11 protein-coding genes are annotated in these 14,555 nt (G+C 29.0%); 1 reads left to right on the forward strand and 10 read right to left on the reverse strand.

The features are described 5' to 3' along the window. Positions 1-89: 89 nt before the first annotated feature. Positions 90-950 carry a 50S ribosomal protein L11 methyltransferase gene (locus OIF33_RS04980; RefSeq protein WP_322503118.1) on the forward strand — a complete coding sequence of 287 codons (861 nt, stop codon included), beginning with the start codon at positions 90-92 and terminating at the stop codon, positions 948-950. 207 nt (positions 951-1,157) lie between these two features. Here OIF33_RS04980 and OIF33_RS04985 read toward each other — a convergent pair whose 3' ends face one another. From OIF33_RS04985 to selA, 10 genes are all read right to left on the reverse strand, one after another. Then, complete coding sequence (locus tag OIF33_RS04985; protein ID WP_322503119.1) at positions 1,158-1,607, reverse strand: GNAT family N-acetyltransferase; 450 nt, start codon at positions 1,605-1,607, stop codon at positions 1,158-1,160. 221 nt (positions 1,608-1,828) lie between these two features. Then, positions 1,829-3,583, reverse strand: coding sequence for a S8 family peptidase (locus OIF33_RS04990; protein ID WP_322503120.1), 1,755 nt, complete (start codon positions 3,581-3,583; stop codon positions 1,829-1,831). An 11-nt stretch (positions 3,584-3,594) separates the two neighbouring features. Further along, positions 3,595-5,403 (reverse strand): S8 family peptidase, encoded by a 1,809-nt coding sequence (locus OIF33_RS04995; RefSeq protein ID WP_416173350.1) that lies wholly within the window; start codon positions 5,401-5,403, stop codon positions 3,595-3,597. A 197-nt stretch (positions 5,404-5,600) separates the two neighbouring features. After that, positions 5,601-6,338 carry a CPBP family intramembrane glutamic endopeptidase gene (locus tag OIF33_RS05000; protein ID WP_322503122.1) on the reverse strand — a complete coding sequence of 246 codons (738 nt, stop codon included), beginning with the start codon at positions 6,336-6,338 and terminating at the stop codon, positions 5,601-5,603. A gap of 368 nt (positions 6,339-6,706) precedes the next feature. Continuing rightward, positions 6,707-8,062 carry a 23S rRNA (uracil(1939)-C(5))-methyltransferase RlmD gene (gene rlmD / locus OIF33_RS05005; RefSeq protein WP_322503123.1) on the reverse strand — a complete coding sequence of 452 codons (1,356 nt, stop codon included), beginning with the start codon at positions 8,060-8,062 and terminating at the stop codon, positions 6,707-6,709. Positions 8,063-8,088: 26 nt separating this feature from the next. Next, on the reverse strand, positions 8,089-8,547 hold the full coding sequence (locus OIF33_RS05010) for a hypothetical protein (protein ID WP_322503124.1): 459 nt from the start codon (positions 8,545-8,547) through the stop codon (positions 8,089-8,091). Positions 8,548-8,734: 187 nt separating this feature from the next. Beyond that, the gene (locus OIF33_RS05015; RefSeq protein ID WP_322503125.1) at positions 8,735-10,810 is read right to left on the reverse strand and encodes a dockerin type I domain-containing protein; all 2,076 of its coding nucleotides are present in this window, start codon (positions 10,808-10,810) and stop codon (positions 8,735-8,737) included. A gap of 23 nt (positions 10,811-10,833) precedes the next feature. After that, complete coding sequence (locus OIF33_RS05020; RefSeq protein ID WP_322503126.1) at positions 10,834-11,079, reverse strand: hypothetical protein; 246 nt, start codon at positions 11,077-11,079, stop codon at positions 10,834-10,836. A gap of 159 nt (positions 11,080-11,238) precedes the next feature. Then, a complete protein-coding gene (gene selB / locus OIF33_RS05025) occupies positions 11,239-13,161 on the reverse strand; it encodes a selenocysteine-specific translation elongation factor (protein ID WP_322503127.1) in 1,923 nt (640 codons plus the stop codon). Next, on the reverse strand, positions 13,162-14,550 hold the full coding sequence (selA, locus tag OIF33_RS05030) for an L-seryl-tRNA(Sec) selenium transferase (protein ID WP_322503128.1): 1,389 nt from the start codon (positions 14,548-14,550) through the stop codon (positions 13,162-13,164). Positions 14,551-14,555: the final 5 nt, after the last annotated feature.

Genomic DNA, 14,555 nt, shown 5'->3' on the forward strand with positions numbered 1-14,555 from the left:
AAAAAATTAGTCAAGACTTTTAATATGCTATAATATCTACGTACATAAAATTTGATAAAATAAATCTTAATCTAAGGAGAAATATATAAATGTTTATAATTACTTACAAAATTCCAAAAGAACTTGTGGATGAAAAAATAGAGTTACTTCAAATCAATGATATTTTTAATGTTTATTATGAATCCCCTTTAGATATAACAACTGATATGTTTGGTTATGGTTATGTTGAAAAAGAAGGTGTTATCGTTGATTTAAAGGTTGCTTTTGATGGTAATTTAGAAGACTTTGAAACTTTTAAAAATCAAATTTCAAAATTACTTAATGAAGAGCCTTCTTCAATTGATGAAGTAAAAAATGAATTCGAGGAATTTTATATTGCTCCTATCCACCTAAACGAAAACTGGGTATTATGTGCTCCAACAGAAAATTTTCAAGATAAAAATGTAATATTCTTTACTCCTCAAGGTGCCTTTGGTACTGGTTTACATGAAACTACTCAAGATATATTAAAGTTCATAATAAGAGAAGATTTTAAAAATAAATCTCTTCTTGATTTAGGAACTGGTTCAGGAATTCTTTCTATTGCTGCTGGAGTAAAAGGAGCTTCAAAAATTATGGCTGTTGATATAAGAAATGTAGAAAATGAAGTTCTTTTAAATGCCTCTTTAAATGAATTAGAAAATATAGAAGTGATTGTAGGAAATGTTCTTGATAAGGACTATACTTTAGATGAAAAATTTGATTGGATATTCATAAATATAGGTGGAGAAGAAACTGAAATGTTTATGGATTTTATTGATGAACACATAAAAGATACTGGTAAGCTTCTAGTTTCTGGCCTTGTTGAATGGAGCTTTGACTGGGTTAGAGAGAAAGTTGAAGCAAAAGGCTTTAAGCTTAATGAGAAATTCCAAACTAAAGAATGGTGTACAGCCATATTCTCAAAATAAAATTTAACTATATAAATAATTATTATTTCTATTTTTATTTTAAACTAGTATTTATTTTTAGCTAGAACCATAAGTCCATCTTAATAAGCATTTAGTATTGCATCATATAATTAAGAATAATAGCGTTAAGAAGCCTTTTCTGTTTGAGCGTAATTAAATCTGAAGGTCTAGCTGAAAATAAATCACTACTAAAAAAGAGCTTTAAAATTATACTAAAGGTCTAATCATAACTAAAATTTTATTTTCCTTATCCTCTAATTCAACTCTTTCCTCAAGGTTAAAGAAACCAACTGATCTATAAAAACTTATTAATTCATCATGATTTCCATCTGCTAAAACCTTAACTCTTAAAAGTTTATATCCTTTTTCTTTATAAAAAGCTGCCACATTATTTATAAGCTCTTCTTCAAAACCTCTTTCTTCATATCCATAAAGCATTTTAATAAAATAAATCTCTGCAGATTCTTCTGTTAAAGGCTTCATTGAAAGAAATCCTATTTCTCTATTATTTTCTATGTATGTATAAAATGGTATTTTCTCTATTTCCTCAATTATTCTTTCAACAATATGTTTATTATGAATTTCATCCTTAAAATCATTTATTAGGTTATAAGCTAATTCTTTTTTTAACTCTATGTTATCAATGCTTTTTATCATAATAGTTCCTCCCACATCTCTTTACTTGTGTTACTTTACTTTATATTACACCAAAAATTATGATTTAAGAATATTTTTTTACATTTATTTCATGCAAATATGAATCTCCTTTTAAATTGTTATTAATATTAATCTATATATTATTTAAATTATTTATTATTTTTAAGCGGAATTTTATCTATACTAAAATCCCGCTTTCTATATTAATAATTATTCTAAATTTAAGTTGTAAGATTAAAAATATTGAATACATCTACTATTCCATAACCAAGCTGTGGATTTGGATAAGTATCGCCTTTTCTTTTTCTTGTTCCCCTGGCAATAAAAGACTTTAAAGTTTGAGAGAACATATAAGGATAATTTCCCTGTACTATTCCCCATTGGAAAAGCAACAGACAAATTCCAGCTACAACAGCCGCCGCGACACTTGTTCCATTTGCAAGAGTTGTTTTATTATTTGGCGCAATAGTAAGAGCATTTGTCCCTCCAGCTGCAACATCTATTACATCAATATAATTATTGACAAAAGCTCTTCCTGAATAATTTAATAAAGTATTATTTACTTGATTGTATGCCGCTACAGTTATAACAGAGTAACTTGTTCCTGGAGTAGTTATAGTTCCATATGGATCTGGGGGTATCATTCTAGTATCTGGTTTACTTATCCCTCTTGCCGGCAACCAAATATTATATCTACCTTCTATTTCTTTTAAACCTCTAAACTTAAAATTCCATGTTCCTGGTTGAACATTATCTAGTATAATAAGTATTAAAGCATCTTCATATAGCTCTTCAGGTATATAATAACTTACTAAGACTGTAGTTCGCTCAATTATAAAATTATAGTTAACTCCTTTACCAAAAAAAGGCTGAATTTCTCCTGTTGATCCTCCTGTTGGAGAAATAACTTCTAAAGATGCTATAACAGGTGTTTCTATCCAAACTTCAATATTAATTTTCTTCTGATTTTTATCTATAATAAATTCATGAGTAGTTACTTGCCTATCAGGTTTTATAATTCCAGATCCATGTATCAATGCTGTCCCCTCATTACCTGCTCCAGTGACTACTGCAATTCCTCTACTTATTAATATAGATTCTAAAAACTCTTCCAAAACACTGGTTCCTTTATGACTTCCTCTATTAGTTCCTAAAGGCATATATATAATCATACTTTGTGATACCTTTAAGAAATATGAATATAAATACTGTACAGCTGTAAATACTTCCGTAACATTATAAACAGGTATATCTATATCATATGCTTTTTTATAGTAGGCTGCTTGCGCAAGTTTTACAACTAAAAATTTACAATCTGGAGCAACCCCCTTTAAATCAGGATTTTTCCCTGTTGAACCAATTATTCCAGCCATAGATGTACCGTGTCCAATTTCATCCTTTGATGGAACTATTGTATATGGATCTCCTCCTTCCCTACTTAATCTTATGGCTCTATTTATCTCGTCTTCTGTATAAAAAGTTCCATAAGGTAAATTTTGTCCATTTGGATTATTACTTGAAATGGTTTGATCCCAAATACCTAAAATTCTTGTATTCCCATTGGAATCCATTAATTCTTCATTTAAATAATCTATTCCAGTATCTAAAATGCCAATAATTACTCCTTTTCCGGTTAAATTAAAGTATGACTCTACCTGAACGTATTCTACATTAGCTGCCTCTAAAGGGCTTATTTGTTGAAGCACATAAGCCTCTGGGTTTTGTATATAAGTAATAGTCTCAACCTCTACATACCTTCCATCTTCTTTCTTATATCTAATCATCGATAAGTCATTTTCATATTCTTGTAGATTTCTATCTACAGTTATTATTGCATATCTATTATTAATTAAAGTAGGAAATACTCCTTTCACACCAGAAAATTCACCTATGATATCTCCCTGATACTGAACTAAATAACTTACATAATTTGCATTATTAAATATATCTTTTGGAGCTGAAGATTTAAATTCCATTCTACTCCCCCCTAATATAAGTCAGAAGGTACACTAATAAATAACCTTCCAAAATAATATTCAACATAATTTTTATTAATTTGATTACTTCTAAAAGGTGTTAATGGTACTGCTGTAATATTTTTGAATACCTCATATAGGTCTAAAAATCCATATCCAGTATTTTCATTAGGATATGTTTGTCCTTGAGTTCTGACAGCTCCATATACAAGATAACTTCTCACCTTGCTTGAATTCATAGTTATATCATTTCTATTTACAATTCCCCATTGTAATAATAAAGCGCAAACCCCAGAGACTATTGCTGTGGCTGGTGAACATCCTGACATCCTTACAACTTGATTATTTTGGGATATTGTCAATATATCTTTTCCAGCAGTAGTTATATCTGGATTTATCCATCCATTTACATTAAATCCTTTACCAGATTCAGATAACAATGACTGCGTTTGACTATTATAATAAGCTACAGTTGTTAAATATCTAGCAGTAGATGGTACCATAAGAGTATTTAATGGATCCGGCTTAAGAAATCTAGTATTTTCAGGTAATAAGATACTTGGGGATAGCCATATATCATATCTACCATTAACTATATAATCTCCTCTCAACTCAAATGTCCATATTCCAGGTTTTATATCTTTAAATCTAATTACAATAAGTTCATTACCTGTAAAGGTATCAGGCGTATAATAATTAATATCAACACTTGTATTAGTTAGTATAAATTTAAATGACCTTTCTAAGAAAATCTTAGCATCTATAAATGAAGATGCTTCTCCACTAGGTGATATTATATTTAATGACATAATATCAGGTCTTTGTATCCAAAACTGTAGATTAAAATTTTTTATTTCTCTAGGTATTAATAATTCAATTTTTTCAATGCTATTTTCACTTTTTATTATTCCAGCAGCATGTCCCTGTGCAGCACCCTCATTTCCTACACCAACAACTACTGCCACCCCTCTTATTGATCCAATAGTAGTTAAATACCTAGAAAAAAGTCCTCTTCCATCATGACTTGCTTCAGTACATCCTATTGCTAAACAAATTACTAAAGGTCTATTGATAGACTTAGCAAAATTCTTAAGATATTCAATTCCAGCTATAATCTCAGATTCATTATAAATTGGAACATTCTCTATCCCATTCTCTCTGAACTCTTTTTCATAACTAAGTGATGTTAATAACTTTACTACAGCAAAATCACAATTAGGAGCAATTCCCTTAACAATCCTATTGTATCCTCTTGCCCCTATTATGCTAGCTAACTTAGTTCCATGACCGATTTCATCCTTGCTATCAACAACATCATATGGATTTCCTCCATTCATCTTGCTTTTAATTGCATTATTTATATCTTCATTTGTAAATATAGACCCTAAATAAACTGATGGATCTGGTTTTTTTGTACTTTTTTGATCCCAAATAGTTAATATTCTTGAGTTATCATCTTCCCTCATAAATTCTCTATTAAGATAATCTATCCCAGTATCTACTATTCCTACCACAACACCACTACCATTAAGACCTAAATAAGGATTATTTACTACTGTTGGTATATTATCAACATCTTGTGGCGACACATCTTGCAATACATAGGGTACTCTTGTTTGTATATAAACAATTGATGGAACATCCTTTCTTAATTGCTTCAAATACTGTGGTGGAGTTGAGACAACACCTAATGTATCATTAATTGCCTCTCCACAAGCATATGGAATCTTTTCTAATTCTTCCTTTAAGTTACCTCTATATTCCACTAAGTAATCTGGAGAATCTGCACTTAAAAAATTAGGACATTGACTTACTTCTATGACTACTCACCTCTTAAATAGAACTCTTAATTTAATGTACTCTATATTTTTAGTGGTGTTACAAATAAAACCTTTTATTTGTGAATTTCAATATAAATTTATAAAAATTAATAACGCTAATTAACTATTTAATCTAAAAAGTATCAACAATTTTATCCTCATTCTAACTATAAAAAATCTTATTTTTAAAAATCCTTTTACCTAAAACTCATTAATAAGAATGGTAAGAAAAGAATCCAATCATTTAATATATGTACAAATAGAGATATTAGAATATTTTTTGTTTTTATATATGGGAAAGTGAGTATTAATCTTGCTATTCCTATTGATAAAACTGCTTGAATAATATTCCAATTGTAAGTTGGCAAATGCATTGCACCAAAAATTAAAGCAGATACAATCCAGGCTATTATAATAGCAGTTTTTCTTGAAGTCTTTAAATTTCTTTTAGCAAACTGTAAGATAACCAAGAATGGAATAATAGTTATCAATTCTTCTCCGAAAAGCATGGGTATCATCATAAGAAAAAATTTAAGATTATTAATTGGAGAATTCCCTTGAATAATATGTACTGCTGGATTTACATCAGCACTTGCGAATTTTACAGTTAAAAATCCAACTATAAAAGTAACAATCAAATTAGTTATCAATACTAATATTACTAATATTATATCCTTAAAATGAACCTTTCTGAAAAGCTTAATCCAATTTGATTTAACAACTATCATTAATGAACCAAGAGGGACTATAATATTTATAAAAGGGGTTAAAAAATTTAACCTTGTTGCCCCTAAAAATATAAATAATATTACACTTCCAATTGAAGCCATAACTAAAAAAAGACTTTGAATAGGTGTAAATGCTGTCTTATCATCATTGTAAAAAGGAAAATCATCCTCCTTATTTTCAAACTTAAAAAAATTAGTTTTATTCATATTACTATCTCCTTTACAAATTACTTTTACTATTATGTGAATATTTTTAACATTATATTAAATGGTATTAATTGTGTCAAAAATATTTCTTATATTTCAAAGATATTTAATTTGTAAAATAATAGCTCTTTTTCTTATATAAACTTCTTTTTATTAAAAAACAAATCATATAATTAAATTTTATTATATAAATCAGTAAATTAATCTTTAAACCTTAATTTTTCATATAGAATATTTGCTTAATATTTAAGATTAATTTAATAAAAATTTATGCTACTTTCTTTATTATCAATCTAAAACATTATATAAATCTTTAACAAAAAAAGATTAGAATAAAAATATCCTAATCTTTTTTCATTAATATAATATTATCTTTTATTAAGCTTTACCACAGTCTCTACATGTGGAGTGTTAGGGAACATATCCATAAGTAGAGTTTTCTCTATTTCATATCCCTTAGCTTCTAAAACTTTTAAATCAGTTACTAAAGTCTTAGGATTACATGAAACATAGATTATTTGTGGTGCATTAAATTTTATAACGTAGTCTAAAGCCTTTGGATGCACTCCACTTCTTGGTGGGTCTAGAATTATTATTTCTGGCTTATCCTTAATTGTTTTTATAACCTCAGTTACATCTCCTGCTATAAAGTTACAATTATCTAATCCATTTAATTTAGCATTCTCATTAGCTGCCACAACAGCCTCTTCTATAAGCTCAATTCCAATAACCTTTGAAGCTTTTCCAGCAGCTATTTGGCCTATTGTTCCTGTTCCACAATAAAGATCAAATACAACCTTATTATCAGCACTTCCCATGAAGTCTCTAACTATGCTGTATAACTTCTCAGCTCCTAATGAGTTTGTTTGGAAGAATGAGAATGGTGATATTTTAAAGTTTAACCCTAAAAGGTTCTCTGTTATAAAATCATCTCCATATAGAATGTTTACTTTTTCCGGTATAACAGCCTCTGATAAAGCATCACTTTCTGTATGTATTATTGATTTTAATTTTCCTTTTAAATCTAATCCTTTAATAATTTCAGTAAACTCTGTTAAATCAAAATCTATTTGAGTTGTTGTAACTAAGTTTACAAGAACCTCTTCTGTTTTAACACTTTTTCTTACTACTAAATATCTTAAATATCCTGTTCTAGGCATTATTTTATAGAAAGGTAATCCTTTTTCTCTAAAATATTTAACAGTTGTATCTAGTATTTTTCTAAAATCTTCATCAACTAATACACACTCATCAACATTCACTATTCCAAAAGATTTTCCTTTCATATGCATTCCAAGAGTAAGAGAACCACCTTTTTCCTCATCTCCAAAAGTGTACTCCATTTTGTTTCTGTACTCCCATTGAGTTGGACTAGTTTCTATTCCTAAAAACTCTCCAGTAGGAACTTCAGCTTCTCTGAATAAATCCTTAACTTGTTCAACCTTAAGCTCTAATTGTTTCTCATAAGGAATTGTTTGTGAAGAACATCCTCCACACACTCCAAAGTGAGAACATTTTTTATTCTCTTCATAACTAGCTTTTTCTCTAACTTCAGAAACTCTTATTTCTGCATACTCTTTTCTTTTCTTAGTTACTCTTCCAAAGACTTTTTGCCCTGGGAAAGTATTCTTAGCATAGACTTTTAAGCCATCTACAAATCCGAATCCTTTAGCAGGGAATTCTATTCCCTCTATTACTAATTCTATTTCATTACCTTTTCTCATTAGTTGTCTCCCTTACTAATAATTATTTATTTTCTAAATACCTTTTCACCTAATGTTAATTTGAACTTTTTACCTTCCATTATAGCTCTGTAAAGTATGTTCATAATAACAAATATTACAAAGTAGAAAGGAATTCTTCCTTCTACTGATATCTTATACCCAAAAGGTCTCATTAATAAATCTACTATGAAGAATGCTGCTAAAGATAATAATAATACTACTGTTTGATCTATAACTCCTTCAAGTATTCTTTTTAAGAAAGATACTTTTTTCTCCCCTTGTTCACCAATATCTTTTTTGTGATCCTCTTTTTTATTCATAAATTCCTCATTATCAATAGCCATAGTATTTGTATCTAATGATACAGTCTCTAGTATTGCTGCTTCTTTTTCATATGAGTCCATTTTTCCATTTTCATTTGTTGTTGATGTTTCATCACTTTTTAAAGCATCATCTTGCTCTTTAGTGAATTTGTTATCGTCCATAATATCCTCCTAAAAGCATTAAATATTATTCTGAAATACATTAATTAAATATACTATATTTATTATCTTATGTAAATCAAATCTATTTAATTATAGTGTATTATTATGGCAAAACTATTACATTTTCATTATTAATGTAATAAAAGAGAAGCTTTTAAATTAAAAGCTTCTCTTTATTATATTAATCTTAATTTAATGCTCTATTTGAAATAAAATTTAATTCATAAGAATCAACTTTTCCATCAAAATTTATATCAGCTTTTACGTTTAACTGATCCTCTTCATTAAATTTATTGTAGTAACGAGAAGCTATTGATAAATCACCAACATTGATTTTACCATCTCCATTAACATCACCAGTGCTTTCAGTTATTAAACATTTATCAAATAATACTATTTGTGCCTTTAAATATTCTATGATATCTATTACTTCTTCAGTAGAGGCATCTTTATTATCATATATCTCTTTAGCTTTATTTCTAGCTTCTTCTAATCTTAATTTGCTTCCTAAATGATACTGCCAATTTTTTATTCCCTCTTCAGCCTCACTTAATTTACCTTCCGCTAAATCTAATTCAACCTTTAAATCACTTTTTATATCACTATTATTTGGAGATATTCTATAAACCTTTGCTCCATGTGCAGGAATATTTTCTCCTAATATTTCATTAGTAATAGTATTTTCAGTATTATCCCATAATTCTTTTAAATTATAGCTTTCTGCTTCTTCAAATGAACCCTCATTTACTATATCTATTCCTCGTATGATTTCATTTATATCTGTGCTTATATTGCTTGTATCTCCACTTCTATTAAAAAGTAATAAGCCAACATCACCATTCTCTAATGGTTTCGCCAAAACCTCATAATCACCATCATCACGAATTCTAACAGCTTGCTTTCCTAAGGTATCCTGATTTAAGGCAATTATTTCTTTATTAGTTATTATATTTAACACATCATCGCTAATATTTCTAATATCATTTCCTAACATAAGAGGTGCTGCCATCATAGCCCATAAACTAAAATGAGATTTATTTTCCTCATAGTTAATTCCATCTAACCCTACAACCAGCATATCAGGATCGTTCCATCCATTTGGCCCTGCATACTCTGCTAAAACAACATTCTCATCATATATTTGCATTATTTTTGACCAAGATGCCTCTCCTGCTGAACTTGTAATATCATATGTTGTTCTCCATAAATGTCCTAAGTCACCTGCCCATAACCATGGATTATTACTTCCCCATTCACAAATGCTAAATACAACATCCCTATCATATTTAAGAAACTCATTAGTCATAGCCTTATAACTTTTATATGCCATTTGCATATTATATTCTTCATCATTTCCATGGTTATAAATTCTGATTTTATTAACTCCATTTTTCAAATTAAGCGTTATATTTTTTTCTTTAGCATCATCAACTCCCCATCCATTTGTTCTAGGGAAACTATATACATCTCCTTCAACTCCATTAACATCTATCTTAGCTTTTCTATCTCCATCAGCTCCAATATACTTAAAAGCTAAATTATATTCTCCATCCTCAGGCACATCTAAAGTTAATATAAGCTCTCCTTCATTGTTTCCTATCCAGCCAACAAAGCCATTATTTACTTTAGCTTTTCCTACTAATTCTCCTGATTCAGCTTCAATTTCTTTTTCAAAGTTATTTCTACTTAATATTACCTTATCTATATCTGGAGTATATGCCATATTAGTTCCTACAAGTGGATTATTACAAAAATCATATTTAAAATAATCTACTCCCCATTCAACAAATTGTTTGGCATCCTTCTCTTCCCTTCCAAAACTACCTGGTAACCCCATACAAGTTCCTGTTCCTGCTGAATTATACATTCCAAATTTCAATCCTAATTCATGAATGTAATCTGATATCCCTTTAAATCCATTAGGGAATTTAGTTTTATGAGGAACTAAATTCCCCTCTTCATCTCTTCTAGGTTCTATATACCCATCGTCTAATACTAAATATTCATATCCTGCATCCAATAGGCCTTTTTCTACCATTGCATCAGCAGTCTCTTTTATAACTTTTTCATTAGGATTTCCCATAAAAGTATTCCAGCTATTCCACCCCATCGGAGGTGTTGGTGCTAAATCTTTTTTATTCTTCACCTCAATATTTTTTTTATTTTCAGTCGCTTTAGCTTCATAAGTATTTAAAGGTGATATTATTCCAAGTGAAAAAGCTCCAATTAAAAGCAATGCTATTTTAACTCTTCCTCTTTTCATTTATAATACTACTCCTTTTAAAACTAAAGAACTTTTCTTAATTCTTTTACTTTATAGTTTTTAATTACTCTCTCCTTAGATTCAGTAACAACAATTATATTTACTACTCCATCTTTACAATTTAAAACCTTACCCTTAACTTTGCTTCCAATTACATTTACTGATGTACTCTTCTTTATAGGCTTAATATTTTTTGAACCACAGAACTCACACTCTTCACTTTCTAAAAACAGTCTTCTACATTCTAAGCAATAATCTAAATTTTGCATAAAAAAAATCCTCCCACCAAAATTATTGGAGTTAACTCCTAATAAATTTGTATGAGAAGATCGCTAAAATAATACTAATTATTATGTTTTATTATATTATTGATTTTTAAAGTTAATTTAATATCTACTTTAAATTTTTTATCTTTATTCTATAGTTTTTTAGACTAAATCTTCTTTATTAAGAACTCTTTTATCTTCTACTCTTTTGGTTACTTTCTCTTGATCTAAATACTCTAAAATTGCAACTAAGTATTTTCTTGAGACTCCTAAAATATCCTTGGTTTCTCCCAATGTAATAGAACCATTTTTATTTAGCCACTCTATTATTTTATTTTTTACAGAGTCTATGACTTCTTTATGCATAACCACATCTTCTGGAAGCTTAACTAAAGTTCCCTCTTCAACTAAAAGATTATATATTTTAAGGTATTCCTTTTCTAATTTTTTATCATCTATTATATCTTTTATTTTTGGAGAAGTTATTCCAATTTCTAAATAAGTCTTTAATATCTTTTCTTTTATACCCCTTTGAGCTTTTGTTAACTTTATCTCAAATTCCTTTAAGGCAACTATATTAGTTCCCTCTTTTATAATTTCTTTTTCCTTAATAAGCTCTAAAAAGTTTTGGAATATCTTTTGTTTAACCTTATTAGAAAAACTCTTACTTCTAAGTTCTTCTTTATTCATTCCTACCTTTAAAGGATTTTCCTCATGGAAATTCTTTAATACTTCATATATCTCTTCACTCTTTTTTGTAAAGAATTTATTATGTATGAAAACACTAAATTTGCCATTATATATTCCTATTATCTTCTTATTTTCACAAAGTTCTTCTAATATGGAATCCATATTATCTACATTTCTTCCTAAACCCTTTATTATTTCTTGTGAATTAGGGAAATTTTCACTTAAAGATAAAACCACATTTTCAACAACTTCTTCTATACTGCCTTTTTCCATAAGCTTTAATTCATTTAAATAATCTTCTTTAAATCTTTTAGCCTTTTTAGCTACAGGGTTTATAACCTTGCCACCACCTAAAGTTATCATAGGAGAGTAATTTCTTATAACTAAGTTATCGCCTTTTTGAGCACATATTTCGCTTTCTAGTCTTAATTGTATATATGAGCTTTCACCCGGCTCTACCTCTTCCTTATCAAGTATTACTATTCTTCCTAATATTTCAGAAGTACCATGATATACTCTTACTCTTTGTCTATTAATTAAATTTTTTTCATTAGATTTTAAGTATTTAAATTTACAATCTATCATATAAGATGGCTCTATTGTATCTACTGTACATACCACAGTTCCTCTAACTACCTCATCCTTAGTAACACCTGCTAAATTCAATGCACATCTTTGACCAGCTTCTCCAATTTCAACATTTTCATCATGAACTTGAATATTTCTTACTCTAGCTTCTATTCCACTTGGATTAATTTGAACCATATCTCCATTTTTTACACTTCCACTTAATATAGTTCCTGTCGCTACAGTTCCAAATCCACTTACTGAGAAGCTTCTATCAACAGCTAATCTAAAGTGACCTTCCTTATCCTTTTGTTCTATTTCTTCTACAGATTTATCTATCTCAGTTATTAATTCATTAATTCCTTCTTTTGTTTTAGAAGAAACCTCTATCATAGTTGCATCTTTAAAACTAGTTGACTTTAAATAGTTCTTTATTTCTTCCTTTATCATTTCCGCCCATTCTTCATCAACTAAATCCTTTTTAGTCAGAGCAACTATGCATTTTTTAACCTCTAAAAGCTCTAATATTTCTAAATGTTCCTTAGTTTGAGGCATTATTCCTTCATCTAGGGCAATAATTAGAAGAACTACATCTAATGATGTAGCTCCTGCTAACATGTTTTTGATGAACTTTTCATGCCCTGGAACATCTATTATGCCAGCTCTTTTTCCTGATGGTAAATCAAAGAATGTAAAACCTAAATTAATAGATATTCCCCTCTTCTTTTCTTCATCAAGCTTATCAGTTTCTCTCCCTGTTAAAGCTTTTATAAGAGTTGTCTTACCATGATCTATATGTCCTGATGTTCCTATAATCACATGTTTCATCTATTTTTCACCTATTTCCTTTAAAGCATTGAATATAACTTCATAGTCATTTTCTAAAATAGTTCTAAGGTCTATATAAACTGCTCCTTTATAAACTCTAGTTATTATAGGAATCTTATACTCCCTTAAAGCTCTTTCTAGATTAACTTCATTTATATTTTCTGAACTTATTTTAAGTAGATAAGTAGCTAATTTGCTATCTGGCATTGAACCACCACCAACTGTTGATTCACCCTCTTCTATAGAAAACTTATAAAATCCATTTAAATTTTCTAATTCATTATAAAGCCTATCAGCTCTTTCTCTTATTTCATTTAAATCTAAAGTCATCATATGAAGAGTTGGTATCTTTTCAATTGCCTCTTTTTCATTTAAATAATGTTTTAAAGTAATTTCTAAAGCAGCTAAAGTAAATTTATCAACTCTTAAAGCTCTAGTTAATTGATTCTTTTTTATTTTGTCTATGAACTTCTTTTTACCTACAATAATTCCAGCTTGTGCTCCACCAAGCATTTTATCTCCAGAGAAGGTTACAACATCTACTCCGGCCTCTAAACTTTCTATTACTGTTGGCTCTTTTTCTAGTCCATATTTACTTAAATCAATTAAAACACCACTACCAATATCCTCTATTACAGGTATATCTCTTTCCTTTGCTAAATTACATAGCTCAAGAGCACTTACACTCTTAGTAAATCCTACTATTTTAAAGTTTGAACTATGAACTTTTAAAAATGCTCCGGTCTCTTCAGTTATGGCATCCTCGTAATCATATAAATGTGTTCTATTGGTTGTTCCTACTTCCACAAGCTTAGCTCTTGAAAAATTCATTACTTCTGGAATTCTAAAAGAACCGCCTATTTCAACAAGTTGCCCTCTTGAGACAATTACTTCTTTATTTTCACAAAGAGAATTTAATACAAGCATTATAGCTGCCGCATTATTATTTACAACTAAAGCAGCCTCAGCTCCTGTAATATCTTTTATGATATTTTCTATAAGGGAGTATCTTGATCCTCTTTCTCCCTTTTCTAAATCATACTCTAGATTGCTATAGCTTGAAGCTGCTAAAGCAACTGCTTCAGTGGCTTCCTCACTTAACAAAGATCTTCCTAGATTAGTATGAATAACAACACCTGTTCCATTAATAACCCTTTTTAAATTTCTTTCTCTTTTTTTCAATAATCTATCTTCACATTTAATTTTGGCTTCTTCCTTTGTTAAAGCATAATTTGCTTCTCCACTTAAAATAGCCATTCTATTTTCATTGATTATATCCCTTAAAGTACTTACAACTGTTTCTCTCCCGTTTTTATTTAAAAAGTCCTCATTAAAAATACCAAGTATTTCATCTATCTTAGGCAAAGCTCTAAGAAGTTCTTTTGTCATGTTAT

Origin of the sequence: Clostridium sp. LIBA-8841, assembly GCF_034439435.1 — a bacterium.
GTDB lineage: Bacteria > Bacillota > Clostridia > Clostridiales > Clostridiaceae > Sarcina.

Coding starts and splice junctions, on each gene's coding strand:
- selA (WP_322503128.1), bottom strand. CDS start 14,550: ATGACAAAAGAACTTCTTAGAGCTTTGCCTAAGATAGATGAAATACTT.
- OIF33_RS04985 (WP_322503119.1), bottom strand. CDS start 1,607: ATGATAAAAAGCATTGATAACATAGAGTTAAAAAAAGAATTAGCTTAT.
- OIF33_RS04990 (WP_322503120.1), bottom strand. CDS start 3,583: ATGGAATTTAAATCTTCAGCTCCAAAAGATATATTTAATAATGCAAAT.
- OIF33_RS04980 (WP_322503118.1), top strand. CDS start 90: ATGTTTATAATTACTTACAAAATTCCAAAAGAACTTGTGGATGAAAAA.
- selB (WP_322503127.1), bottom strand. CDS start 13,161: ATGAAACATGTGATTATAGGAACATCAGGACATATAGATCATGGTAAG.
- OIF33_RS05015 (WP_322503125.1), bottom strand. CDS start 10,810: ATGAAAAGAGGAAGAGTTAAAATAGCATTGCTTTTAATTGGAGCTTTT.
- OIF33_RS05010 (WP_322503124.1), bottom strand. CDS start 8,547: ATGGACGATAACAAATTCACTAAAGAGCAAGATGATGCTTTAAAAAGT.
- rlmD (WP_322503123.1), bottom strand. CDS start 8,062: ATGAGAAAAGGTAATGAAATAGAATTAGTAATAGAGGGAATAGAATTC.
- OIF33_RS05020 (WP_322503126.1), bottom strand. CDS start 11,079: ATGCAAAATTTAGATTATTGCTTAGAATGTAGAAGACTGTTTTTAGAA.
- OIF33_RS05000 (WP_322503122.1), bottom strand. CDS start 6,338: ATGAATAAAACTAATTTTTTTAAGTTTGAAAATAAGGAGGATGATTTT.